Here is a 24,991-nt window from a genome sequence, read left to right as displayed (position 1 = left end):
CGACGTGCCGTCACGGCACCGCGGCAGCGCGCGACACCCTACCGCTCCCGGTCAACTCACTGTGCCACTAGGATCGCCAGCCGCGGAGGGGGACCGTCAGGAGCGAACGTCACCACGGGGTGCCGGCACCGCACCGCCCTTTCCGTACCAGGGGACGCAGGAACCCCAAGGAAGCACAAGGGAACGCAAGGGAACGCAAGGGAAATTGGTGCGCGAGTGACCCAGATCGTCGTCAAGCGACCGCCTCGGGCGTTGCCTCCCGATGTGCCCGCCGAGGAGCTGCAGCTGCAGCCGCCGCCCGAACTGCCCAAGAACAAGCAGGAGGGCATGTGGATGCAGCTCCTGCCCATGCTCGGCATGGGCGGGTCCAGCGTGTATTTCCTCATGCCCGGCATGAACTCCCACCCGATGATGAAGATCATGGGCGTTCTGATGCTGTTCTCGACGCTCACCATGGTCATCGCCATGGTGGTCCGGATGCGCCGGGGCACCCAGGGCGAGATGGCGCAGACGCGCCGCGACTACCTCAAGTACCTGGCGCAGACGCGGCGCACGGTGCGCAGGACGGCGGTCAAGCAGCGGGATGCCCAGTTCTATCTGCACCCCGCGCCGGAGCAGTTGTGGTCCCTGGTGGCCGAGGGCAGCAGGGTGTGGGAGCGGCGGCCCTCGGATCTGGACTTCGGCCAGGTCCGCGTCGGCCTGGGTGTGCAGCAACTGGCCACGCCGCTGGTCAGCCCGGACACGGCGCCGGTGGACGAGCTGGAGCCGCTGACGGCCGGCGCCATGCACCAGTTCATCAACACTCACGCCACCCTCGACGGGCTGCCCATGGCCATCTCGCTGCGGGCCTTCTACCACATGACCGTCAGCGGCGACCCCGATGCCGTGTACGCCTCGGCACGCGCACTGCTCTGCTCGCTGTGCGCGATGCACTCCCCCGAGGACCTGGTGGTCGCGGTCGCGGCGGGCCGGGAGACCTATGCCGGCTGGGACTGGGCCAAGTGGCTGCCCCACGCCCAGGCCAGGGGCGAGACCGACGGCGCCGGCTCGCGGCGGCTGATCGTGGGCGACACCCTCGAACTGGAGGAGCTGCTCGCCGCCCGGCTGGAGGGACGCCCCCGGTTCAACGGCACGGCCGAACCGGCACCGGACCAGCCCCACCTCGTCGTCGTGCTGGACGGCACCTCGCTACTGCCCAACTCGCTGCTGTCCGCGCCCGAGGGCCTGCAGGGCGTCACCATCGTCGAGGTCGTCCCCGGCGACATCGACGTGGCACGCGGCACCCTGTCCGTGGTGGTGGGCCCGCGCAGCCTGCGCCTGGAGTCGGGGCACGGCCTGGTCTACGAAGGGACGCCGGACGCCCTCTCCTACCCGGCCGCCGAGGCCGTGGCGCGGCAGCTCGCACCGCTGCGGGTGGGCTCCGGGGACGACGGGGACGAGCCGCTGCTGGCCAAGCTGGAGTTCACCGACCTGCTCAACCTGGGAGACGCCGCGTCCGTCGACGTCTCCCGCACCTGGCGGCCCCGCTCGCAGGCCGAACGGCTGCGGGTGCCCATCGGCGTGGGGGAGGACGGCCAGCCGGTGATGCTCGACCTGAAGGAAGCGGCACAGGACGGTATGGGCCCGCACGGGCTGTGCGTGGGCGCGACCGGTTCCGGCAAGTCGGAACTGCTGCGCACCCTGGTGCTCGGACTGGCCGTCACACACTCCTCCGAGACCCTCAACTTCGTCCTCGCGGACTTCAAGGGCGGCGCCACCTTCGCCGGAATGGCGCACATGCCGCACGTCGCCGCCGTGATCACCAACCTCGCCGACGACCTGACCCTCGTCGACCGGATGGGCGACTCCATCCGCGGCGAACTCAACCGGCGCCAGGAGATGCTGCGCGACGCGGGGAACTACGCGAACATCCACGACTACGAGAAGGCCCGCGCGGCCGGCGCCCCGCTCTCCGCCATCCCCTCGCTGGTGCTGGTCATCGACGAGTTCAGCGAGCTGCTCACCGCGAAGCCGGACTTCATCGACATGTTCATCCAGATCGGCCGGATCGGCCGGTCGCTGGGCGTGCACCTGCTGCTGGCCTCACAGCGCCTCGAAGAAGGCCGGCTGCGCGGACTGGAGACCTACCTCTCGTACCGGATCGGGCTGCGGACCTTCTCCTCCGCCGAGTCCCGCGCCGCGCTCGGCGTCCCCGACGCCTACCACCTCCCCTCGGTGCCCGGCTCGGGCTATCTGAAGTTCGGCACCGACGAGATGACCCGCTTCAAGGCCGCCTACGTCTCGGGCGTCCACCGCACCGGAGGGGACGAGCTCCCCGCCGGTCCGCTGGCACCGAACCGGCGGCCCGTCCTGTTCACCGCTGCCGAGGTCGCCGTGCAGCACCCCGACCCGGACACCGTGCCGGTACCCACGCAACCCGCCCCCGCAGCGGCGGACGACGACGCGCTCGCCGACACCGTGCTGGACGTGGTCGTACGGCGCCTGGAAGGCCAGGGCACCCCGGCCCACCAGGTGTGGCTGCCGCCGCTGGACAACGCCTCACCGCTGGACGAACTGCTGCCCTCCCTCGCCCCGGTGGAGGGGCGCGGACTGGCCGCCACCGACTATCAACGGCAGGGCCAGCTCGTGGTGCCGGTCGGCCTGGTCGACAAGCCGTTCGAGCAGCGCCGCGACCCGCTGTATCTGGACTTCTCCGGAGCCGCCGGGCACATGCTGGTCGTGGGCGGCCCGCAGTCGGGCAAGTCCACCCTGATGCGGACCCTGGTCTCGTCGTTCGCGCTCACCCACACCCCCGCCGAAGTGCAGTTCTACGGACTCGACTTCGGTGGCGGCGGCATGTCGGCCGTCTCCGGCCTCCCGCACGTGGGCGGTATCGCCTCCCGCCTCGACCCCGAACGGGTGCGCCGCACCGTCGCCGAGGTGTACGGCATCCTCAACCGCCGCGAGGAGTACTTCCGGGCGAACAGCATCGACTCCATCTCGACCTACCGCAGGCGCCGGGCGCGCGGCCAGATCACCGACCAGCCGTGGGGCGACGTCTTCCTGGTCATCGACGGCTGGGGAAACTTCCGCAACGACTACGAGGGCCTCACCGAAGTCGTCAGCGACATCGCGGGCCGCGGTCTCGGCTACGGCGTCCACCTGGTCATCACCGCCTCCCGCAACATGGAGGTGCGGGCGGCCCTGAAGGACCTGCTGATGAACCGGCTGGAGCTGCGGCTCGGCGACACCATGGACTCCGAGTTCAACCGCAAGGTCGCCGCCAACGTCCCGCCCGGCGTCCCGGGCCGCGGCCAGACCATGGACGCGCTGCACTTCATGGCGGGTGTCCCCCGCATCGACGGCGTCGGCTCCGACGAAGAGCTCGCCGACGCCAGCGCCGAGATGTGCACCGCGGTCGCCTCCCAGTGGCCGGGCGAGCCCGCACCGCAGGTACGGCTGCTCCCCCGGGAACTGCCGGCCGGGCGGCTGCCCGGCGGCGCGGAGCACCCCGAACGCGGAGTCGCCTTCGCCATCGACGAGAACAACCTGGAACCGGTCTTCGTCGACTTCGACACCGACCCCTTCTTCCTCGTCTTCGGCGAGAGCGAGTCCGGCAAGACGGCCCTGCTGCGGCTGCTCGTCAAGCAGATCAGCGAGCGGTACTCCGGCGACGAGGCGAAGATCGTCGTGGGCGACTACCGGCGCGCGCTGCTCGGCACCATCCCGGACAGCCATCTGCTGGAGTATGCGCCGATGTCCAACACGATGGAGACGCACATGAACGCGCTCCGCGATCTGATGGACCGGCGCGCACCCTCCTCCGACGTCACGCCGCAGCAGCTGCGCGACCGGAGCTGGTGGACCGGCCCGCAGATCTTCATCGTGGTCGACGACTACGAACTGGTCGCCACCTCCAGCGGCAACCCGCTGGCCGTCCTCACCGAGCACCTGCCCTTCTCCCGGGACGTCGGCGTCCGTTTCATCATCGCCCGCAGCGCCGCGGGCGCCTCCCGCTCCATGTTCGAGTCGTTCATGACCCGCATCAAGGAACTGGGCGCCCAGGGAGTCCTGCTCTCCGGCGATCCGAGCGAGGGCGACCTCCTGGGCAATGTCCGCCCCCGCCCGATGCCCCCCGGCCGCGGCTTCTTCGTCTCCCGCAAGCGGGGCACCCCGCTGGTGCAGCTGGGCTGGCTGCCGGACGAGACGTGAGCGCGTCCCCGCGGCCCGCGGGAAGGGCCTGACGGGTGACAGGAAAGCGCTGTTGGCGGGCTCCGGCAGACGTACGCTGGAGCCCGCACGCACGCCCCGAAGGGAGAGCCACAGGTGGGGACTCAGCAGGAGAAGGACGAGCTGTACGCGATGGACATCTCCGACGCGGTCTGGGAGAGCGCCCCGGGCAGTCCGGAGGAGGAGCGCGTGGAGATCGCCCACCTGGCCGGCGGCGCCGTCGCCATGCGCAACTCCAAGGAGCCGGACGTGGTGCTGCGCTACACGGCCGCGGAGTGGGAGGCGTTCGTGCTGGGGGCGCGGGACGGGGAGTTCGATCTGGAGCCGGGGGCGACCGAGGGCGGGAGGCCGGGGGCTTAGCGGCGAACGTGCGCGGTGTGCGTCAGAAGGCGGGCACCGCGGTCTTCTCGTTTCGGCGCCGAACGGAGACCCGCTCGTCCGTGACCGTCAGTGGCGGCTTCCCGCAAGATCTGCGCCGTTGAACGGCCTCTGATCAGTTGAGCGGCCTCTGATCATCTGTCTCCGAGCCGCATCCCGGCGCTACCGGTGTCCGTCCAGCCGAGGCGAGTCCGTATGCGGGGTGAGCCATGCCAAGTCGAGGACACATGGCCCGCTGAAGGTGGGCATGAGGTGTGCGCCGGGTTGAACCGTGACGCAGAAGGTGGGCGCCTCCCGCACGCACCCACCTTCTGCCCGTCCAAGCCGGGATCCCGCCGGGACAGTTACCCGCGGCTGTTGAACTGGTCGAACATCGCCGCTGCGCGCTTGTCGCCCGCGAGGTATGTGCCACTGGCCTGCCGGACTTCAGCCGCGATCGCCAGGAGGCGGTTCTGGATGTCGTCGGCCTTCTGGTCCCAGCCGTGCTGAGCCTGCTGGTAGGCCCGCTGTCCCTCGCCTTCCCAGATCTCGGAGACGGAGCGAACCTTCTGCTGCACCCGTTCCATGTCGGCACGAAGGTGCTTCGCTTCCTTCATGATGGCGTCGGCGGCAGCGTCCAGACTGCTGTATGTGACCTTGAGGTGATCGCCGTTGTTGTACCCCATGTGATTCCCCTACATCTCGGCTCACGGCCTGAAAAGAGCGCGGCCTTGCCGCCGCGCTGCGCTACTTGTGTTACACGGGCTCGCTTCTGAACGGTCGGCGCGGCGCGACCGTCACATCTGGCTGAGCTTGGAGGAGTAGGCCCCGGCCAGGGAACCCTGCGTGGTGTCGGGCCCGGTCGCCGAGAAATGCTGAGGGTTCTCGCCACTCCCGAGCTTGTTCATGCTCTGGACGATGTCGTCCTCGTTCGAGTCCTTGATGCCGAGGTTCCCGTGGATCGACCCGACGAAGCCTTCCATGATCCTTCGCTGAACCCGGAGGTCGTCATTCATACCCCGCTGGACCCGGTCGAAGGCCCCCTTGGCGACACCCTGCCAAGCGCCCTCAAGGTTGTCGATGAGCTGGTTCAGACGCGTGACTCGCCCGGAGATGGCTCCCATCATTTCCTCGAGCTCATTCGCCAGCGACTTGAGAGTCTTGTCATCTACATTCTGCTTGTCACCCATTGCGCCTCCCTACGGATCGTTGCGCCTTCGGCGCATCGGTTGAACGGTGATGTGATGGTCGGTCATAGTCAGTCATCCGCGGCGAGCCCGCCTGATCGAGAGAACAGCTCCCCCGCCGATGACAAGCACCGCTGCGCCGGCCCCAACAGCCCACCAGAGCTGCGCGTTGCCACTGTCTTCGCGCTCTGAGTCTGCCACCTCGACCTTGTCAGGGGCAGCCCCTTTGTCCGAGTCTTCCTTGCCGGAGCCCTTGGCGTCCGAGTTCTGGCCGGAGTCCTTCGGCTTCGTGTGCAACGTCCGCTCACCGGTAAGGGGACTGATATCCGGATCGCCGGGATCGCCCTCACCTTCCAGGAGGTTCATGCGAGGGCGAACTCCGCCGAACCCCACGTACTTGCTGGGCTTATCGCCCTTCAGGCCCGCGGTTTTGATCATGACTCGGAGGACCTGATTCGACGTCCAGTTCGGGTGGTGGGACCAGATCAGGGCCGCGGAGGCCGAGACAATGGCGGTGGCAGAACTGGTACCCCCTCCGGGACAGTACCTCTGCTTCTTACCGTCACACCATTCGGGAAGGTCATCACCCGCCCCGGATAGAGTCGTATGCTGGCCGTAGTTGGAATAGTCGGCGACTTTTCCTGCCTTGTTGATCGACGCCACAGCTACCACGTTGGGATACGCCGCAGGCCAGTGCTCCTCATTGCCTTTCTGGGCGTCGTTTCCGGCACTCGCGAACAGAAGCTTACCCTTCTTGGCCGCATACTCCACCGCTTCCTGAATGGAAGGATGAGGAGCCGTCCCCCCGAGAGACATATTGATGACGCGGGCGTCACTGTCGGCCGCCGCCCTGATGGCTTCCCCGAGGTGCTCCTTCTTTTTGTCAGCGCCCTTCATGCCATTGAGATTGGTGCGGATCGGGATAATCTTGGCGCCCGGCGCAAGCCCTTTCAGGGTTCCGCCCTTCCCGGAGCCTGCAATGAGTTCGGCCATGGTCGTACCGTGGCCCTCGTCATCTCGTGTCTCGTCACCCGGAGCGCCGGAAACATCTCTGCCTGGAAGTACTCGGCTTTGAAGGGACTCAGTGGTCGCATCGACACCGGTGTCGATGACGGCCACCTTGATCCCTTCACCGGTGCTGACCTTCCATATCTTCTCGGCCTGCATGGCTTTGAGGTGCCATTCCTGGGCCTGGACACCCTCCGCATTCGCAACCGGGGCAAGCCCGACCAGGCAGGCCGCCCACGCCCCGATTAGGGGGATTCCGGCAAGAAGGCGGCGCCCTTTTCGATGCTCTCGTGTTCCTGCTGCCATGAACGCTCTCACCGGGTCACTCGACAACCGGCGGTACGCTCCCGCGCCGCCCGGTCGGCTTCTCCTGTTCCTCTTCCGTCGACTTGTCCGGGCGCCGCTTCTGCCGACGCCGCTCATCACTCGACGATGGCTGCGCGGCTCCCACCACCAGACCAGCGCCTCCGGGCATGGCAATCCGCGCGTCCAGCCGCTGCCCGGATTCGTCATCGCGGGGCTCTCCGACTACGCCTTCACGACCGGTCGCTTTCTTCCTGCCGGACCCACTCCGCCCACCGGTCGCACCGGACGCTCCACCCGAGCCCACGGTGTTGACGGGCGGGGTGGCCCCCATGGGCCGCCGTGCAGCCGCCCCGCCCTGCCCGTCGATGACCGTTCCACGCTGCCTCGACGAGCTTGCGGGAGTCTCACCGCTCCCGGAACGGCTCGGTGTACCACCCACAACCCCGCCCCGCTGGGATGCGCGAGCGGAGCCGGGGTCCGTTCCACGGCCACCGTTCGGGCCCGTCGTGCCCGGCGGAACACCCATCGGTCCGGGACGTCCGGGCGCCCGGGGTCCCGTTCGGCCGGCGTCCCGATTTGTCGTCGCTGAAGTGCCCGGGCTCATAGGCCCCGGCCGCATCGGAGCCTGGCGTCCAGGACCGGTGGGACCCGTCTGCCCGGTCCGTCCGGCGTTGGTCGGCGGCGGCATGTAGGGCCGCTGGGGCCCGGACGCGCCGGGGCCCATTCGGCCAGGGGGCTGAGGTGTAATCCGGCCGGTCGGCGGAACCATCCGCCCTACGGACGGCGGACTACCTGGCGGAACGACGACAGGGCCGGGGCTCGGAGGCCCACCGGACGGCATGCCGGGCTGGCCGGTTGTCGGAGGAAAGTGGGGCGGGGCGCCAGGCTCCATCGGCTTCACGACGGGCGCGGGAGGAGCACTGTCGATGTCCGTGGCTACGGACATCTCCGGGCGCACCGGCTCTTCGAGACGATGGCCGGGAGCAAGAGGGTCAGTCCTGCTGATTCCCTCCTCACCGCGAGGTACATAAGCCGCGGCCACGTGATCCGTCGTCCCTGAAGAGCTTCCAGCAACATAGGGCGCCGCTGCTACCGGCCCCTGACCGCCTCCCCCGCCAGGACCGCCCGTGTGGTCCTGGTCGAAGCCCGGAGACACCGGCGGCACTCCCACATCCGGCATCGCCCCGAACGTTGGCTTGCTCCGTTCCGCAACCTTGATGTTCGTGAGCGCCACCGTGTAGTACGAACTCAGCTTGCCCGCCAGTTGGATTGCCTCTTGGCGGTTCTTCTCCCGCTCGCGCAGCTCAGGCGTGGACTTGCCGGTGATCTTGGGAGGAACGTAGGGCCCGTAGATCTTGTCCTCCTTCGGGTCCCGGTCCGGCATCGACGACTGGACCATGGACAGGCCGAAGCCGGCCGCTTTGAGTTGCGTACCGGCAGCACCCGCGTATTCGCTGAGCTTGAGGGTGTCCCGGTGCAGGCCCGTGGCCCACGTGGAGAAGTGTTCCTTCGCCTCTCCCTTCCACCCGGAATCCACCCCGTCGAAGTAGGTCTTCAGCTCCTCCGCGGCCTTCCTAATGGCGCGGGCAGCGTCCCAGAGAGCGTCCCCGACGTCCTCCAGTTCCTCGGGGACGGCGTCCTGGACGAGGTCCACGATCTGGTTGAGGCGGTAGGGCTCGAAGTCCGTGCCTCCGCCCGAACCGACAACCGGTGGGGCCAGGGGGCCGGCGCCAGGAGCGCGAAAGAGCTCAGGCTTCTGCGTGGCCGACGGCTTCCGCATCTTCGGCGGGTTGAGAAAAGGGCTGAATTCTGCCGGGAGCACAGGGTCCTCCGGCATCTCAGCGGCCGTGTATCCCTTCCCCGTAAAAGGGTCAACCGATTCACTGTTCCCCTTGTCGCCCATGCGTCCTCCTGTTCCCGGGAGTGAGCCTGCCGATCACCATTCGGTCCCGCCTGAGTCCCCTCTGTGCTGGTCTTCCGTAGGCGCCCCGGCGTCCTTTTCCTGCTCTCTTTCTCCCCGGCCCCCCTCACCGTCCGGGTGCTTCAGCTTCTTCTCCGCGGCCTGCGCGCGAGCCTGGATCCGCCAGAAGCGACGCTTCTCCTCCTCGTCCAGGGCGTCGAAGCCTTGATCACAGCCTTTGATGGCGATACCCGTCGCGTCGATCTGGTCCCGGAGGGTGGAGGAGAGGAGCGTGAGGGTTTCGTGTACCTCGCCGCACTTGGCGAAGAGGTCGTCCGCTTCGACGTAGTGGATGCTCTCCCCACTGAGCGATTTCCGGGTGACTCGCCTGCTGGAGACTTTGTGCTTCGCGGCAGGTGAGGTGTCCAGCTCCGCGATGACACCGTCGATCCGCTTCTTCAGCTTCTTCAGCGCTTCGGCGCGTCGTTCCAGATCCTGGCCCCCCTGCGTGGGGGACGACGCCTTCACCGGCGGCAGCACCGGCGGTCGCCTCTCCCTGCCGTCCGGACCCAACTCCCCCATGGCTCCCCCCTTCTGCCAGGTCCTCTGCTCGTTCTCCACGGTTCCGGCGCTCGGCGGCCCCGTGGGAACGGCGTTCACATCACTGTAGTAGGCGAGTCCAGCACGTTCCAACTGCAAATGAAGGACCAGCAGTTGGTGTAGCAGGACCGTGACGTGTGGCACGCGAGCGGCACACTGCTCATATTCTCGCAACCACCTCCGACAGTGCGGGCAGCTGTCAGCGTCCCGCCGGGGTGCCCTTGCGGCGGCGGTCGCGGAGGACGACCGAGGTGCCCACGACCACGGCGACGAGGGTGCCGCCGCCGACAAGGACGTAGGTTCCCAGCCTCTCGTTCCGTTCCTGCTCCGTCTCTCCGAGCTGGAGCTTGGCGGGTGTCGGCTTCTTGCCCGTTTCGACGCCCTCTTCGGCCTCGGGGCGCTCGAGACGCTTGCCGTCCTCGGTCAGGGCGGCCACCGGGTCGACGACACCCCAGCCGACGAGGCGGTCGTGGCCCGGGACGGAGCGCTCGGCGGTCTGCTCGATCTGCGCGACGATGTTCTGCTGGGACCACTTGTCGGCGCCCTTGTCGTGCTTCGCGCGCAGCAGGGCGGCGACGCCGGCCACATAGGGCGCGGAGAAGCTGGTGCCGTTGTCGATGCAGTGGCCGCCCTTGGGGACGGTCGAGACCATGTCGACACCGGGGGCCGCCACGTCCACGAAGTCACCGGCCTGCGAGAAGGGGGCGCGCTCGTTGTTGCGGTCCGAGGAGGCGACGGCGAGGACGCCGGGGTAGGAGGCCGGATAGGTGGCCTTGTCCTTGCCGCCCAGTCCGTCGTTGCCGGCGGAGGCCACGACGACGATGTCCGCGCGGACGGCGCGCTGCACGGCGCGCTCGAGCGAGGAGTCCGGTTTCAGGGCCTCGGCGGTGTCCTGGGAGATGTTGATGACGTCGGCGCCGGCCTTCACCGCGTAGTCGATCGAGTCGGCGAGGGAGAGGGCGGTGCCGCTGCCGTTGGCGTCGTTCTGCTTGATCGGGATGATCGTCGCCTTGGGGGCGAGGCCGACGAAGCCGGTGTCGTCGTCCGGGCGCGCGGCGATGATGCCCGCGACCTTGGTGCCGTGGCCGACCTCGTCCGAGGTGCCGTCGGCCTTGCCGCGCGGGGTGGCGCGGCCGGTCTCCTTGTCCTTCTTCGGCTTCTTGGGGAGCAGGTTCTTCCCCGCGTCGGCATCGACGGCATCCGTGAGCTGCTTGTTCTCGATGTCGACGCCCGTGTCGATGACCGCGACCCGGACACCGGCGCCCTTGTCGGTGTCCCGCCACAGCTCGTTGAGGAGGACCCGCTGCAGCGACCAGGGGCGGCCCTTGAACGGCTTCGCGGGGAAGGTGCACTGGGTGCTGACGTCCGCGGCGGCCGGAGGCGCCGCGGTGACCACCAGCGTGGAGGCCGTGACCGCCACGGCAGCAGCTGTCGCCGCGGCGCGGCGCAGGGCCCGCCGGGTCTGCCGCCGCAGCGGGGTCGGGCGGACACCGCGCCGGGCGCCGTGTGCCGGGGGCGTCGTCTCGCTGCTGTGCATCGTCCTCGTCACCCCGCTCAGGAGCCCTGCGGCTGTTGTGCGTCACCGGTGGACAGGCGCGGGCCCATGGGCAGGAAGGCGGCCCATTCGGCGGGCACGGGCGCGGGCTTGACCTTCTCGTACCCGAGCCTGCGCTGGGCGTTCTGGCTCTCCGCCTGCTGTTTCTGCTGCTTGGACTTCCTGCTGTCCTCACCGATGCCCGAGTCGCCCTGCTCGCTGTCGGTGTTGTTCTGCATCGCGTAGCGCAGCCCGGTGTCGGTGACGAGGAAGATCCCGCCGACGTCCGGGCTGCGGCCCTTGAACTGGCGCAGCAGCTGACCCGTTCCGGGCGTGACGTAGGCGCTGGAGGTGCCGGTGGGGAGCTGCTCGGGGAACTCCTTGCCGAGCCAGGTGGAGAGCGTGGTGGCGCCGCTCTTGCCGTCGACCTTGCGCAGCACGTTGCAGGCCACGTTGCGGTTGCCGGAACGCGTGCCGGCGGAGTTGACGGCGTAGCTCTTCTCCTCGGGCCAGCGGAGTTTGTCGCCGTAGCTGCCGGAGGGCGAGAAGGCGCTGGCGCTGACCGTGGTGGCCGCGCCGTTCTGCTTGAGGGGCAGCAGTTGCTCGGAGGCGAGCAGGAGCTGCGCCATGAAGTCGCTGATCCTCAGCACCTTGCCGGACAGCACGAGGTACTGCTGCATGTGGTTGCCGGAGGTCGACCGGATGACGGTGCCCACCCGGTTGGTGTTCGGGTCGAGGCCGGAGACACCGGCCTCCTCACCGACCCGGCCGCGGATCTGGGGGAAGGAGATGTTGTCGCCGGTGTGCAGGGTGGCCAGCCACTCCCGGGAGACCCGCTGGGGACGGCGGTCCCCGACGAGGACGCGCAGCAGGGTCTCGTCGCGGGCGACACGGTACTTGTTGCCTGACCGGTCCACGACGTAGAGCCGGTCGTCCGGCCCCTGGACGTAGATGAGTTCGCCGCCGTGCAGCCGGTCGTCGCCCTCGACCGCGTCCTTGTCACGGTCGGCCAGCACGAAGGCCGCCTTCTGCACGGCCCGCTCTCCCTGGCTGGGCCGCTCGCAGACCGCCCAGCGCTTCTTCTCACCCGCCTCCTTGCCCTCGGGGAGCCGGTCGGGTGCGTAGGGGATGCCGAGGGTGGCGCCGTGCGGGATGTCGCCCTTGTCGAGGACCTTCTCGTCGACCTTGACGACCTCGCCTTTGCCCGGGTCGAGCAGCAGTTTGGCCGATGCCAGGTTGAGCACCGGGTGGAGTTGCGCCTTGCCGTCGGTCTCGAGGACGACGTAGCGGGTGGTCGACTCCGAGCCGATGATGACTTTCTCCTTCGGAGTGTCCCAGCCCTCGGGCGCCTTCGGCTTGAACATCCCCCAGGCCCCGAATCCGGCGAGGATCAGCGCGCCGACGACGAATCCGGGGAGAATCCCGCGCAGCGGGCGGGGGGCGCCTTCCTCGGTGCCTGTGGGTGACGGTTGGAGGAACGCCGCCACCAACCGCTTTTTCGCGAAGGTGTAGGCATTGAGCTCGTCGCGCCGTGATGCCATGAGTGAAAGACGCTCCCCTGAAGTCCCTGCTGTCCCCCGCAGCCGCCGGGCCCGGGCCCGAACGGCGGTGGCCGGTCCGGAACGGTACCGCCCACCGGCCCGGCGGGCGCCCGCGGGCGCTGCCGATTGTCGGGCCGGGCCCCTACTATGCCGGTTGGGGATTGCCTTGTGCCGCTCCGGTATCGTGATCGCCCGCCCAACACCCCGGACGAGGGGGGCGAATTCGGACATGAGGGGGCCTTCTCGGATGGGATCTGCGACGCGGGCGCGGGGTGCGGCAGGCACCGCGAGCCGCTCGGGGCCGGGTGCCCCCCGGCGCCCGGAGGGCACCGCGTCCGCCTCCCGGACGCCGCGGCCCGGCTCCCGGGTGCCCGCCTCGACGGCCCTGCGCACCGAGTCGCGCACCCGTCGCCTCGGACCGTTTCAGTTGCAACAACTTGTGCTGCTGGAGCTGGCCGTGGCGGTGCTGCTGGTCGCGGCGGCCGTCGACCGTCTGCTGCTGGTCCCGGCCGTGGTGGTCGCCGCCGTGCTGGTGGCGCTGGCGGTGATGCGCAGGCACCAGCGCTCGGTGCACGACTGGGTCGGCACGCTGCTGGCGCTGCGGGCCCGGCGGCGGGCTGCGGCGCAGCCGCTGACGCCCGCGATGGTGCTGGACGAGGGGGGCGAGCGGATCGACGCCAGTTTCCTTCCTCTGGTGGAGTGCGCTCCGGCACTGCGCACCTACGCGTATGTCGACAGGAAGCGCCGCACCACCGGGATGCTGGGCGACGGGACGTTCCTCACCGCGCTGGTGCGGATCGAGGCCGCGCCCAGCGCGCTGCGCCCGGCGTTCGGGGCCCGCGCCCTGCCGCTGGAGCTGATGCAGGACGCCCTCGAGGTGGACGGGATCTCGCTGGATTCCGTGCAGATCGTGCAGCACGTCCAGCCGGCACCGGCCCCGCACCTGCCGGAGCAGTCGGTCGCCCGGCGCAGTTACGGGCCGCTGCAGGAGCAGACGGGCTCGCCCGCGGTACGGCTGACCTGGGTGGCGCTGAAATTCGATCCGGAACTGTCCCCCGACGCGGTCGAGGCGCGCGGCGGTGGACTGGAGGGTGCTCAGCGCTGCCTGATACGCGCCGCGGACCATCTGGCCAGCCGGGTGACGGGGGCCGGGTTCGTCGCCACGGTGCTCAACGAGCAGGATCTGACGGCAGCGGTGGCGACCTCCGCGTGTGTGAGCCCGGCGGCGACGGCCAGGGCGAGCCGGCCGGACGCGGCTCCCACCCGGCGCACCAGCGAGTCGACGCGGGCCTGGCGGTGCGACGACCGGTGGCACACCACCTACGGGATCGGCCGCTGGCCCGAGTTGGGCCGGGCCGCCACCCCGCTCCCCCGGCTGGTCGCGCTGCTGACCTCGGCACCGACACTGACGACGACGTTCAGCCTGACGCTGGGCCGCTCGGTGCGCCGCGGCGCGGTCACGGTGAGCGGGCACGTACGGGTGACCGCACGTTCGGACAACGAACTGGCGGCTGCCCGGCAGCATCTGGAGCGCGGCGCGCGTTCGGCGCGGGTCGGGCTGGTGCGGCTGGACCGAGAGCAGCTCCCGGGCGTCTTCGCGACGCTGCCGCTGGGAGGTGTGCACTGATGGCCGGCCGCTGGACACGGGGGCTGATGGGGCCGCGCCGCACGGAGCACGGGGTGCCCGCCGAGCAGTTGGCCGCGCTGTCCCTCCCCATCGGGGACGACGGCGTGCTGGTCGGCAACGACGCGGAAGGGCGGCCCCAGGTCGTCGGCTTCCACCACCCTTCCCCCTACGACGTGGTGCTCATCGGCGGTCTGTGGACGGCGCAGGTGCTGGCGCTGCGCCTGGCCGGGGCGGGCGCCCGGGTCGCGGTGGAGACGGGCCGGGCCCCGGTGTGGACCAACCTGGTGCAGGCGGCGGGCGCGGGCCAGGAGTGCATCTCGCTCTACGACGTGGGCCGGGTGCCGCCCATGGGGCCGACGGTGAGCAGCCCGGTGCTGGTCGTCCGGGACTGCGGGATGCGGCCTCCGCGGGGCCGGGTGGCGTCGATGCCGTGGCAGTCGGTGCTGACGCTGCTGCCCTATCTGAGCCCGGTGGCGCCGAGGTTGCTGCGGAGCGCGTCGCTGGTCGGTGTCCAGCGCGTCTCGCCGGACGAGGCGCGGCAGATCGGGCGCCTCATGCAACTGCCCCCGCAGGAGGTGCAGGCGCTCTCCACGCTGGGCGACGGTGTCACCCTGTGGTGCACGCGGCGGGAGAGGCAGTACGCGCTGACGCAGCCGACCGACGCGGAGTCGGGGCTGCTGGGGTCTCCGCGCCGACTGGACTGACGCAGGGCGCACGACCGTGGTGCCCGAACGACAGTTGCGATGATTAGGCTGGACTTGCGCGCGTGGGCGGACGCGCGGCAAAACCGGGGTGAATGACCACAGCAGGAGGCATTGTGAGCAGCGACCGGGACGAGATCCGCGTCCGCGGGACCATGCCCGGCTCCGACCAGCTCGACGCGGAAGCGGATGCCGAGGGCGATACGGAGTCGACGGGCCAGTTCACCATCGACTACACGCCGCCTGCCTGGTATACGCAGGACGCGGCGAGCAGGCCGGAGCCCCCGCAGGCGGCGCCGGCCGCACCGCCCGCACCGCCGGCCGATGCGGCCGGCGCGGGTCACGGCGATGCGCGGTACGACCGGGACTGGTGGACGGGTTCGCCGGACGCCGCGGCCCCCGCCCCGCCCGAGGTACCGCCGCAGCCGGACCACCGGGATCCGGGTGGCGCCGTTCCTCCCGGGGGAGCCGATGTCACCGGACCGTACGGCGGTTCCGCTGCCGAGCCCGCGGCGGACTTGCCCGCCTTCCCCTCGCTGACGCCGTTGAGCGAGCAGGGCCCGGGTGCGGCGACGCCCCCGGCCGAGGCGGAACCGGGCGCCGCGGACGGAGCACACGTCCCGGAGGAGCAGTCGGAGCAGCCCTACGCGCCCGCTCCGACCGACACGGGCGGCCAGGACAGCGGAGCGGACCTCGCGGTCGCCGAACCGGACGCGGGCCCCGAGGCGCGGTACACGGACGCAGCAGCCGATGTGCTCGGGCCCGACTCCTTCGGCGCCGAGACCGACCGGGCGGAGCCGGACGCGGAGAACGCACCGCCGGACACCGCCACACCGAGTTGGCGCGCGCCCTCCGCGGCCGCGCCCGCACCGGACACCGCGCCGGCGCCCGAGGAGTTGGCCGGGGACGGACCCGAGTCCGAGCCGTGGCCCGCCCCCGAGCCGGCACCCGAGCCCGGGGAAGCCCAGCAGGCGCCGGTCGCCTCGGCGGTGCCGGAGGTCCCCGGCGCGATCGAGGACGGTGCCACCATGCGGTTCTCCGCCGCGGCGCTGCGCCGCGAGATCGCCGCGCACGCCCAGGAGGAGCAGGCCGGCGATGCGGCCGGCGCCGACACACCGCAGAGCGACGACGGCGACGCCACGACGGGCCACGCGACGCACCTGCGGACCGATGCGGGGCCTGCCGCACACAGCGGCACCGTTCCGGCGCCGGAGGCCGCGGGGGAAGGCCATGCGGTCGACGAGGCGGGAGCGGCGGAGCCGGAGGACGCGATCCCGGCCTCCTACGACTTCGATTTGGAGGCGCCCTCCAGCGAACGGCTGGTGGACGCCCCGCCTCCGCGGACGGCGCCGCAGCCGCAGGGCGACGAGCCGCGCGACGCGATGCCGCCGCACCCGCTGCGGCGGGAGAACGGCCCGCCCGTCGAGGGCAGCGGGAGCACGCTGGGGGACGGGCAGGGACTCCCCCCGCTGCCGCCGGACTTCCAGCCCGCCGCGGCCGCACCGGCGGCCGGCACCGGTTGGCCGGGCAGCGGTGGCGGAGCACCCGAGGCAGGTGCGGCGCGGGACGACGACGCCGGTGGTGCGCCGGAGGGTTGGCACCACGGCGGTGAGGCCTCCGTACCGGCACAGCAGACGGGTGGTGCGCCGAGCCCTGATCAGCCGCTCGGCGCACCTCAGGGACAGGCGCCGTGGGTCCCGGATCCGCAGGCACCGCTCGGCGCACCGCAGGCAGCGGCGCAGCCGCATACGCCGCGGAATCCGCAACTCCCGCAGCAGCCGCAGCAGGCACCGGGCCGGCAGCCGGAGCAGGCGCCGGGGAGTCACTACGGCTACCCGCAGGCGGGGCAGCAGCCCGGCGGCGCCCCGGTGCCGCCCGTTCGGCAGCAGACGGGGCAGCCGGTTCCGGGGCAGGTGCAGCCCGGCCAGCCGTACGGGTCCGGGCCGGGCCGGCCGGTGCCGCCGCAGGCCCCCCCGCAGCCCGACCAGTTCCAGCCCGACCGGCTCCCCCCGGGCCAGGCACAGCCCGGTCAGCCGCAGCCCGGTCAGGAGCGGTTCCCGGCACGGCCGGAGACGGACCGGCCCGGTCCGGCCGGCCATACACCCGAGTACCCACCCGCCCCGGCACCGCAGCAGGCACCAGCGCCGCAGCCCGCACCGGGCCGGCAGCCGCCTCCGCAGGCACCGCATCCCGGCCAGGTGCCACCGCCGGGACAGGGGCAGCCGCCCGTGCAGGGGCAGCCGCCGCTCCAGCCGCATCCCGGCGCCGTCGATCCGCGCCGGGTGGACCAGTCCGGCTCGCCGCTGGGCTACACGGCGGCGGTCGAGCTGTCCTCGGACCGGCTGATCAACAACAAGAAGAAGCCGCGTCCCCAGTCGGGCAAGAGTCCACGGTTCAGGCTCGGCGGCAAGAAGGAGGAGGCCGAGCGGCAGCGCAAGCTGGATGTGATCCGTACGCCGGTGCTGTCCTGCTACCGGATCGCCGTCATCAGCCTCAAGGGCGGCGTCGGCAAGACGACCACCACCACGGCGCTGGGCTCGACACTGGCCACCGAGCGCCAGGACAAGGTGATCGCCATCGACGCCAACCCGGACGCGGGCACGCTCGGCCGCCGGGTGCGGCGCGAGACCGGTGCCACCATCCGCGACCTGGTCACCGCGATCCCGTATCTGAACAGCTACATGGACATCCGCCGGTTCACCTCCCAGGCGTCGTCCGGGCTGGAGATCCTGGCCAACGACGTCGATCCGGCCATCTCGACCACGTTCAACGACGACGACTACCGGCGCGTCATCGACGTGCTGGGCAGGCAGTACCCGATCATCCTGACCGACTCGGGCACGGGTCTGCTGTACTCCGCCATGCGGGGCGTGCTGGACCTGGCCGACCAGCTCATCATCATCTCCACGCCGTCGGTGGACGGCGCGAGCAGCGCGAGCACGACGCTCGACTGGCTGGCCGCGCACGGCTACTCGGAGCTGGTGCAGCGGAGCATCACGGTCATCTCCGGGGTCCGCGAGGTGGGGAAGATGATCCGGGTCGAGGACATCGTGGCGCACTTCGAGACCCGGTGCCGCGGTGTGGTCACCGTCCCGTTCGACGAGCATCTCTCCGCCGGAGCCGAACTGGATCTGACGATGATGCGGCCGAGGACACGCGAGGCGTATTTCAACCTGTCCGCCATGGTGGCCGAGGACTTCGCGCGGGCCCAGCAGCAGCAGGGTCTGTGGACGGCGGACGGCAACCCGCCGCCGCAGCTCGCTCCCCCGATGCCGGGCCAGGGCGGGGTACCGGGGCACGGCGCTCAGCCGGGGCATCCGGGGGGCGGCGTGCCCGGCGGCCCACCGCCCGCACAGCAGCCGCCGTACGGGGCGGGCGGCAGCGGCTACGGCTATCCCGGACCCGCGCAGCAGCAGGGCCACCCGGGCGGTCCCGGACAGCCGGGGCAGCCCCAGCCCGGCGGCGGCTGGCCGCAGCAGCAGTAGCGGGGGCCTCCCCCGGAACCGGAAAGCAGGTGAGGGGCGGTCGGACCTGGTCCGACCGCCCCTCACCTGCTTCCGCCCGGCCGATCCGCCGGATTCGACCCACCCGACCGATGCGGACGAGGCCGCCGGCGGGACCGGGAGGTCCGGGGTGCGGCTCAGTCCTCCGCAGCGGCCACCAGCCGCCGGGACTCCTCGACGTCCTGCGCCATCCGTTCCTTCAGCGCCTCGAGCGTCTCGAACTTCTCCTGGCCCCGGATGTACTCCAGGAAGTCCACCGCCGCGTGCAACTCGTACAGGTCCAGGTCCACCCGGTCGATGGCGTACGCCTCCACCGTGCGCTCGACGCCGTCGAACTGGGGGTTCGTGCCGACCGAGAGCGCGGCGGGCATCGCCTCGCCGTTCACCGTCAGCCAGCCGGCGTACACACCGTCGGCCGGGACGGCCGTGTGCGGAAGGGTCTCCACGTTCGCCGTGGGATAGCCGAGTTCGCGGCCCCGCTGCGCACCGCGCACCACCACACCCTCGACGCGGTGCGGGCGGCCCAGCACCTGCGCCGCGCCGCGCACCTCTCCTTCGGCCACCAGCCGGCGCGCCATCGTGGAGGAGAACGCCTCGCCGCCGTCCGTGCGCTCGAAGAGGTCGACGACGATCACGTCGTAGTCGTAGGTGCCGCCGAGTTCGGCCAGCGAGGCGACGGTGCCGGCCGCCTTGTGTCCGAAGCGGAAGTTCGGGCCCTCCACGACGCTGCGCGCGTGCAGCTTGTCCACGAGGACCTTGACCACGAAGTCGGCGGGCGACAGTTTGGAGAACTCGGAGGTGAAAGGAAGCACGAGAACGGCGTCCACCCCCAGTTCGCCCATGAGTTCGGCCCGCCGGTGATGCGGGGCGAGCAGCGGGGGGTGGCTGCCCGGCCGGACGACCTCGCTGGGGTGCGGGTCGAACGTGACGACCACGGCGGGGACGCCCAGTTCCCGGGCACGCTCCACGGTCCTGCCGATGATGAGCTGGTGCCCCCGGTGCACCCCGTCGTACGAGCCGATGGTGACGACGCTGCGCCCCCAGCCCTCGGGGATGTCCTCCAAGCCACGCCAGCGCTGCACGTCTGCTCCTCGTCGCTACCTAGTTCGCCAGTGCCTGTGCCGTTGGTGCTGACGGCGGGTTCCGCCGCCGGTCCAAGGGTGCCATGCCCCACCGGCGCGACCCGCAGGGACCCACCTCGGGACATGCCCGGTGGCGTGACACCCGGCCGCTCCGGACCCGGCGCCGGAGGGCTGCACGGCACGCTCCGCCCTGCGTGTCGCGGCTGCCGCACGGAGATCCGCCCCGGCGGCCGCCGGGCGGGCCTCACACGAAGACGGCCAGGCTCCTGGCCCTGCCCTCGCGCTCCTCCACCAGTGCGACGAACTGCCCGCCCGGGCCGAACACCGCGACGGGGCCCGGTCCGCTGCCGCTGGGCATCCGCAACTGCACGCCGTTGCCGATACGGCGCGCCTGCTCCTCGTCGATGTCCCAGCGGGCGAACGCCGCCGCGGCGGCGTCACCCAGCGGCACCACCGGCAGCGACTGCTCGGCGTCCACGAACTGCTGCAACTGCTCCATGGTGTGCGCGCCGTCCAGACCGTAGGGCCCGACCCTGGTGCGCCGCAGCGCGGTCAGATGGCCGCCCGTGCCCAGTTCCGCGCCCACGTCGCGGGCGAGTGCGCGCACATAGGTGCCGGAGGAGCACACGACCGACACGAGTACGTCGGTGACGGGTGTGCCGTCCTCGGCGGTGTCCGGGCGCACATCGTGCACCTGGAACGAGGAGACGGTGACCGGGCGGGCGGCCAGTTGCACCTCCTCGCCCTCACGGACCCGGGCGTAGGCGCGCTTGCCGTCCACCTTCACGGCGCTGACCGCGGAGGGCACCTGCGAGATGGCGCCGGTCTGGGCGCCGACGGCCGCGTCGAGCCGCTGCCGGTCGACGTCCCCGGCTCCCCGCGCGGCGGTGATCTCCCCCTCGGCGTCCTCCGTCACGGTCTCCTGCCCGAGCCGGAGGGTCGCGACGTACTCCTTCTCCGTCAGGGCCAGGTGGCCGAGCAGCCGGGTGGCCCGCTCGGTGCCGACGACCAGCACGCCGGTGGCCATCGGGTCGAGTGTTCCCGCGTGGCCGACCCGCCGGGTGCGGGCCATGCCGCGCACCTTGGCCACGACGTCGTGCGAGGTGAACCCGGCGGGCTTGTCGACGACGAGCAGCCCGCCGGGGCCGTTGTCTCTCCTGCGTGCCACGGATCAGGCGCTCTCGTCCTCGCCGGCCTCGCCGGCCTCGCCGGCCTCGCCGCCCTCGCCGTCCCCGGCGTCCAGGTCGGACTCGCCCGGCTTGCGGTAGGGGTCGGCCTCACCGGCGTAGGAGGCTCCGGAGGAGGCCTTGCGGACCTCTTCGTCGGCGGCCCGCGCGCGGGCGAGCGCCTCGTCGATCGTCTTGGCGTTCTCCGGGAGCGCGTCCGCGACGAACGTCAGACTCGGGGTGTGCTTGATGCCCGCCGCCGAGCCGACGGCGGAGCGGAGCACGCCCTTGGCGCTCTCCAGCCCGGCTGCGGCCGCCTTGCGGTCCTCCTCGTCGCCGTACACGGTGTAGAAGACCGTCGCCTCCCTCAGGTCCCCGGTGACCCGGGTGTCCGTGACGGTCACCTGGGTGCCGAGCCGGGGGTCTTTGATACCGCGGTGCAGCTTCTCGGCGACCACCTCACGGATGAGGTCCGCCAGCCTCTTCGCCCGCGCATTGTCGGCCACTGGTCCGTCTCCTTGCTCTGCGCCTCGCGCTCACGCGCTGCTGCGTTCTCTCTGCGTCTGCTGCGTCTGCTGACGTTCTGCGTGCTCCGCCGCGGCGCCTGCCGCGGCGGCTGTGGTGCTATGCGTCGTCGCCGTGGAACTGCCGCCGCACGGAGAGCAGTTCCACCTCGGGGCGCCCGGCGACCAGCCGCTCGCAGCGGTCCAGCAGGTCGCTGAGGTGTCCGGCGTCGCCGGACACCGCCGCCAGTCCGATGCGGGCTCTGCGGTAGAGGTCCTGCTCGCCCGTCTCGGCGACACTGACCGCGTGCTTGCGCTGCAACTCGGCGACGATGGGGCGGACGACGGAGCGCTTCTCCTTGAGCGACCGCACATCGCCGAGAAGCAGGTCGAAGGACAGCGTCCCTACGTACATACAGTCCGGGTCAAGCCACCCGTGGGGCCTTGGGGGTGCCGCCCAGCGGGGGCTGGGGGCCTGGAATGCACTGGCACCGTACACGCAACGGCCGGGGCCGATCGACGGAAATACTCCGCCGGTCGGCCCCGGTCCCGTACCTCGCCCGATCACCACTCGCGGTGACCGGGCGATGCGCGGGTTGCCCTGCGCAAGGGATCAGCCGCGCGGCTTCTCCCGCATCTCGTACGTCGCGATGACGTCGTCGACCTTGATGTCGTTGAAGTTCCCGAGGTTGATACCGCCCTCGAAGCCTTCGCGGATCTCGGTGACATCGTCCTTGAAGCGGCGCAGGCCCTCGATGTTGAGGTTCTCCGCCACGACCTTGCCATCCCGGATGACGCGGGCCTTGGTGTTCCTGCGCACCTCGCCGGAGCGGATGAGGACACCGGCGATGTTGCCCAGCTTGGACGAACGGAAGACCTCGCGGATCTCCGCCGTGCCCAGCTCGACCTCTTCGTACTCGGGCTTGAGCATGCCCTTGAGCGCCGCTTCGATCTCCTCGATGACCTGGTAGATCACCGAGTAGTAGCGGACGTCCACACCCTCGCGCTCGGCCAGCTGGGTCGCACGCCCCTCGGCGCGGACGTTGAAGCCGATCACGATGGCGTCGGAGCCGGTCGCCAGGTCGATGTCGGTCTCGGTGACCGCACCCACCCCGCGGTGCAGGATGCGCAGGTCCACCTCTTCGCCGACGTCGAGCTGGAGCAGCGAGGACTCCAGGGCCTCCACCGAACCGGACGCGTCGCCCTTGATGATGAGGTTGAGCTGCTGCACCTCGCCCGCCTTGAGCACCTTGTCCAGGTCCTCCAGGGAGACGCGGCGGGTCCGCTTGGCGAAGGCCGCGTTGCGCTCGCGCGCCGCGCGCTTCTCGGCGATCTGCCGTGCCGTGCGGTCCTCGTCCACCACCAGGAAGTTGTCGCCGGCGCCCGGGACATTGGTGAGACCGAGCACCAGGACGGGGGTCGAGGGACCCGCTTCCTTGATGTTCTCGCCCTTGTCGTCGAGCATCGCGCGCACCCGGCCGTAGGCGTCGCCCACGACCATGGTCTCGCCGACCCGCAGCGTGCCGCGCTGGACCAGGACGGTGGCCACGGCGCCACGGCCGCGGTCGAGGTGGGCCTCGATGGCGAGACCCTGCGCGTCCTGGTCGGGGTTGGCCCGCAGGTCCAGCGAGGCATCCGCGGTCAGGACCACGGCCTCGAGGAGCTCCTCGATGTTCAGCCCCTGGCGCGCGGAGATGTCGACGAACATCGTGTCGCCGCCGTACTCCTCGGCCACCAGCCCGTACTCGGTCAGCTGGCCGCGGACCTTGGTGGGGTCGGCGCCCTCGACGTCGATCTTGTTGACCGCGACGACGATCGGCACCTCGGCCGCCTTGGCGTGGTTGAGCGCCTCGATCGTCTGCGGCATCACGCCGTCGTTGGCCGCGACCACGAGGATCGCGATGTCGGTCGACTTGGCACCGCGGGCACGCATGGCGGTGAACGCCTCGTGACCGGGGGTGTCGATGAAGGTGATCTTGCGCTCTTCGTCGTTCACCTCGGTCGACGCCTGGTAGGCACCGATGTGCTGGGTGATGCCGCCGGCCTCGCCCTCGATGACGTTGGTCTTCCGGATCGCGTCCAGCAGCCGCGTCTTGCCGTGGTCGACGTGACCCATGACGGTCACCACCGGGGGACGCGCCACGAGTGCCGTCTCGCCGCCCTCGTCCTCGCCGAACTCGATGTCGAAGGACTCGAGAAGCTCGCGGTCCTCCTCCTCCGGGCTGACGATCTGGACGACGTAGTTCATCTCCTCGCCGAGGAGGTTCAGCGTCTCGTCGGAGACGGACTGGGTCGCGGTGACCATCTCACCCAGGTTGAACATCACCTGGACCAGCGACGCCGGGTTGGCGTTGATCTTCTCCGCGAAGTCCGTGAGCGAGGCACCGCGCGACAGCCGGACGACCTCGCCCTTGCCGCGCGGCAGCATCACGCCGCCGACCGACGGCGCCTGCATCTGCTCGTACTCCTGGCGCCGCTGCCGCTTCGACTTGCGACCGCGACGGGCCGGACCGCCGGGACGGCCGAACGCGCCCTGGGTGCCACCACGACCGCCGGGACCGCCGGGACGGCCACCGAAACCGGGGCGGCCGCCGCCACCGGGACGACCGGCGAAACCGCCGCCACCGCCCGGACGGCCACCGCCGCCACCGGGACGACCGGCGAAACCGCCGCCGCCACCCGGACGACCGCCGCCACCCGGACGGCCACCGCCGCCGGGGCCGCCACGGCCGGGGCCGGGACGCGGACCCGCAGCGGGACGCTGCGGCATCATGCCCGGGTTCGGACGGTTGCCACCGGCACCGGCACCGCCGGGACGCGGGCCGCCGCCCTGCGGGGCCTGCGGACGCGGCATGTTGCCCGGCGTGGCGCGACCGCCACCCGGAGCCTGCGGACGCGGACCGGACTGGCCGGCTCCGCCCTGGCCCTGTCCCTGGCCCTGACCGGGCTTGGGGGCGCCGGGCTTCGGAGCACCCGGCTTGGGAGCACCGCCGGAGCGCGGCGACTGGGGACGCGCCATACCGGTGGAGCCACCGGAGGTGAAGGGGTTGTTGCCCGGGCGCGGGCCGGAGGTGCGCCCGCCGGGCTTGGGAGCCTGACCCGGCTTCGGCGCCTGCCCACCCTGCGGACGGCCCTGCCCGCCGGGCTTGGGAGCCTGACCCGGCTTGGGTGCCTGGCCGGGCTTCGGGGCCTGGCCCGGCTTGGGAGCTCCCGGCGCGGCGGGCGGTGCCTGGAAGTCCGGCTTCGCCGGCGCGGCCGGCTGTGCGGGCCCCGGCTTGGGCCCACCGGGCTTCGGGGCGCCCGGCTTGGGTGCCTCGGCAGCGCCCGTCTCGCCCTGTGCGGGGCTCGGGGCGCTCGGGGCGCTCGGCGCAGGGGTCGCCGGAGCCGCGGGGCCCGGCTTGGGGGCGCCGGGCTTCGGACCGCCCGGCTTGGGTGCGCCCGGCTTGGGCGCGGGGGTCGGGGCGGCGGCCTTCTTCGGCGCCGCAGGCTTCGCCGCGGACTTCTTGGCACCTGAGCCAGAACCCGCGTCGAACGCGTCTGTCAATTTGCGGACTACCGGCGCCTCGATCGTCGAGGACGCCGAACGGACGAATTCACCGAGTTCCTGGAGTTTGGCCATGACGACCTTGCTCTCGACTCCAAGTTCCTTGGCGAGTTCGTATACCCGGACCTTAGCCACTTCGCTCCTTACGGCCCGGGGGGTCGTCCGCCGGACCTTCGCTACTGATGCATGGGCGTACTCATCGCGTACTCATCGAGTGCTCATC

Annotated in this window: 16 protein-coding genes; 5 read left to right on the top strand and 11 right to left on the bottom strand. The window is 71.2% G+C overall.

Annotated features, from left to right (window positions below; translation table 11 throughout):
* Positions 1 to 216 precede the first annotated feature (216 nt).
* Entirely contained in the window at positions 217 to 4,191 is a 3,975-nt protein-coding gene (locus A949_RS0110205; RefSeq protein WP_019355911.1) for a type VII secretion protein EccC, read from the top strand.
* 114 nt (positions 4,192 to 4,305) lie between these two features.
* Positions 4,306 to 4,569 carry a DUF397 domain-containing protein gene (locus A949_RS0110200; RefSeq protein ID WP_019355910.1) on the top strand — a complete coding sequence of 88 codons (264 nt, stop codon included), beginning with the start codon at positions 4,306 to 4,308 and terminating at the stop codon, positions 4,567 to 4,569.
* Positions 4,570 to 4,931: 362 nt separating this feature from the next.
* Here A949_RS0110200 and A949_RS0110195 read toward each other — a convergent pair whose 3' ends face one another.
* From A949_RS0110195 to eccB, 6 genes are all read right to left on the bottom strand, one after another.
* Positions 4,932 to 5,252 (bottom strand): WXG100 family type VII secretion target, encoded by a 321-nt coding sequence (locus A949_RS0110195; protein ID WP_019355909.1) that lies wholly within the window; start codon positions 5,250 to 5,252, stop codon positions 4,932 to 4,934.
* 111 nt (positions 5,253 to 5,363) lie between these two features.
* The gene (locus A949_RS0110190) at positions 5,364 to 5,756 is read right to left on the bottom strand and encodes a WXG100 family type VII secretion target (protein ID WP_019355908.1); all 393 of its coding nucleotides are present in this window, start codon (positions 5,754 to 5,756) and stop codon (positions 5,364 to 5,366) included.
* 72 nt (positions 5,757 to 5,828) lie between these two features.
* A complete protein-coding gene (locus tag A949_RS0110185) occupies positions 5,829 to 7,079 on the bottom strand; it encodes a S8 family serine peptidase (RefSeq protein WP_237735785.1) in 1,251 nt (416 codons plus the stop codon).
* Between the two features lie 1,924 nt (positions 7,080 to 9,003).
* On the bottom strand, positions 9,004 to 9,627 hold the full coding sequence (locus A949_RS35505) for a hypothetical protein (protein ID WP_158687568.1): 624 nt from the start codon (positions 9,625 to 9,627) through the stop codon (positions 9,004 to 9,006).
* 139 nt (positions 9,628 to 9,766) lie between these two features.
* On the bottom strand, positions 9,767 to 11,104 hold the full coding sequence (mycP, locus tag A949_RS0110175; protein ID WP_019355905.1) for a type VII secretion-associated serine protease mycosin: 1,338 nt from the start codon (positions 11,102 to 11,104) through the stop codon (positions 9,767 to 9,769).
* 17 nt (positions 11,105 to 11,121) lie between these two features.
* Positions 11,122 to 12,642 (bottom strand): type VII secretion protein EccB, encoded by a 1,521-nt coding sequence (eccB, locus tag A949_RS0110170; protein ID WP_019355904.1) that lies wholly within the window; start codon positions 12,640 to 12,642, stop codon positions 11,122 to 11,124.
* 247 nt (positions 12,643 to 12,889) lie between these two features.
* On the opposite strand from eccB, the gene eccE reads away from it, so the two are divergent.
* From eccE to A949_RS33035, 3 genes are all read left to right on the top strand, one after another.
* The gene (gene eccE / locus A949_RS0110165) at positions 12,890 to 14,269 is read left to right on the top strand and encodes a type VII secretion protein EccE (RefSeq protein WP_078565384.1); all 1,380 of its coding nucleotides are present in this window, start codon (positions 12,890 to 12,892) and stop codon (positions 14,267 to 14,269) included.
* Positions 14,269 to 14,973 (top strand): hypothetical protein, encoded by a 705-nt coding sequence (locus tag A949_RS0110160; RefSeq protein ID WP_019355902.1) that lies wholly within the window; start codon positions 14,269 to 14,271, stop codon positions 14,971 to 14,973. The genes eccE and A949_RS0110160 overlap by 1 nt, the downstream gene beginning before the upstream one ends.
* A gap of 113 nt (positions 14,974 to 15,086) precedes the next feature.
* A complete protein-coding gene (locus A949_RS33035) occupies positions 15,087 to 18,455 on the top strand; it encodes an SCO5717 family growth-regulating ATPase (RefSeq protein WP_019355901.1) in 3,369 nt (1,122 codons plus the stop codon).
* Between the two features lie 155 nt (positions 18,456 to 18,610).
* Here A949_RS33035 and A949_RS0110150 read toward each other — a convergent pair whose 3' ends face one another.
* From A949_RS0110150 to infB, 5 genes are all read right to left on the bottom strand, one after another.
* On the bottom strand, positions 18,611 to 19,555 hold the full coding sequence (locus A949_RS0110150; protein ID WP_019355900.1) for a bifunctional riboflavin kinase/FAD synthetase: 945 nt from the start codon (positions 19,553 to 19,555) through the stop codon (positions 18,611 to 18,613).
* Between the two features lie 244 nt (positions 19,556 to 19,799).
* Entirely contained in the window at positions 19,800 to 20,723 is a 924-nt protein-coding gene (gene truB / locus A949_RS0110145; RefSeq protein ID WP_019355899.1) for a tRNA pseudouridine(55) synthase TruB, read from the bottom strand.
* A gap of 3 nt (positions 20,724 to 20,726) precedes the next feature.
* Positions 20,727 to 21,227, bottom strand: coding sequence for a 30S ribosome-binding factor RbfA (gene rbfA, locus A949_RS0110140; RefSeq protein WP_019355898.1), 501 nt, complete (start codon positions 21,225 to 21,227; stop codon positions 20,727 to 20,729).
* A gap of 118 nt (positions 21,228 to 21,345) precedes the next feature.
* Positions 21,346 to 21,639, bottom strand: a complete 294-nt coding sequence (locus tag A949_RS0110135; RefSeq protein ID WP_019355897.1) for a DUF503 domain-containing protein — start codon at positions 21,637 to 21,639, stop codon at positions 21,346 to 21,348.
* Between the two features lie 198 nt (positions 21,640 to 21,837).
* Positions 21,838 to 24,903 (bottom strand): translation initiation factor IF-2, encoded by a 3,066-nt coding sequence (gene infB / locus A949_RS36315; RefSeq protein ID WP_078565383.1) that lies wholly within the window; start codon positions 24,901 to 24,903, stop codon positions 21,838 to 21,840.
* Between the last annotated feature and the right edge of the window lie 88 nt (positions 24,904 to 24,991).

Source organism: Streptomyces sp. AA1529 (assembly GCF_000280905.1).
Taxonomy (GTDB): domain Bacteria; phylum Actinomycetota; class Actinomycetes; order Streptomycetales; family Streptomycetaceae; genus Streptomyces.
The sequence above is the reverse complement of the archived record's forward strand: the minus strand, read 5'-3'. Positions and strand labels throughout refer to the sequence as shown.

Excerpts from the sequence above, each read along its gene's own strand:
- eccB (WP_019355904.1), bottom strand. The coding sequence starts at position 12,642 with ATGGCATCACGGCGCGACGAGCTCAATGCCTACACCTTCGCGAAAAAG.
- A949_RS0110195 (WP_019355909.1), bottom strand. The coding sequence starts at position 5,252 with ATGGGGTACAACAACGGCGATCACCTCAAGGTCACATACAGCAGTCTG.
- eccE (WP_078565384.1), top strand. The coding sequence starts at position 12,890 with ATGGGATCTGCGACGCGGGCGCGGGGTGCGGCAGGCACCGCGAGCCGC.
- mycP (WP_019355905.1), bottom strand. The coding sequence starts at position 11,104 with ATGCACAGCAGCGAGACGACGCCCCCGGCACACGGCGCCCGGCGCGGT.
- A949_RS0110135 (WP_019355897.1), bottom strand. The coding sequence starts at position 21,639 with ATGTACGTAGGGACGCTGTCCTTCGACCTGCTTCTCGGCGATGTGCGG.
- A949_RS0110190 (WP_019355908.1), bottom strand. The coding sequence starts at position 5,756 with ATGGGTGACAAGCAGAATGTAGATGACAAGACTCTCAAGTCGCTGGCG.
- A949_RS0110160 (WP_019355902.1), top strand. The coding sequence starts at position 14,269 with ATGGCCGGCCGCTGGACACGGGGGCTGATGGGGCCGCGCCGCACGGAG.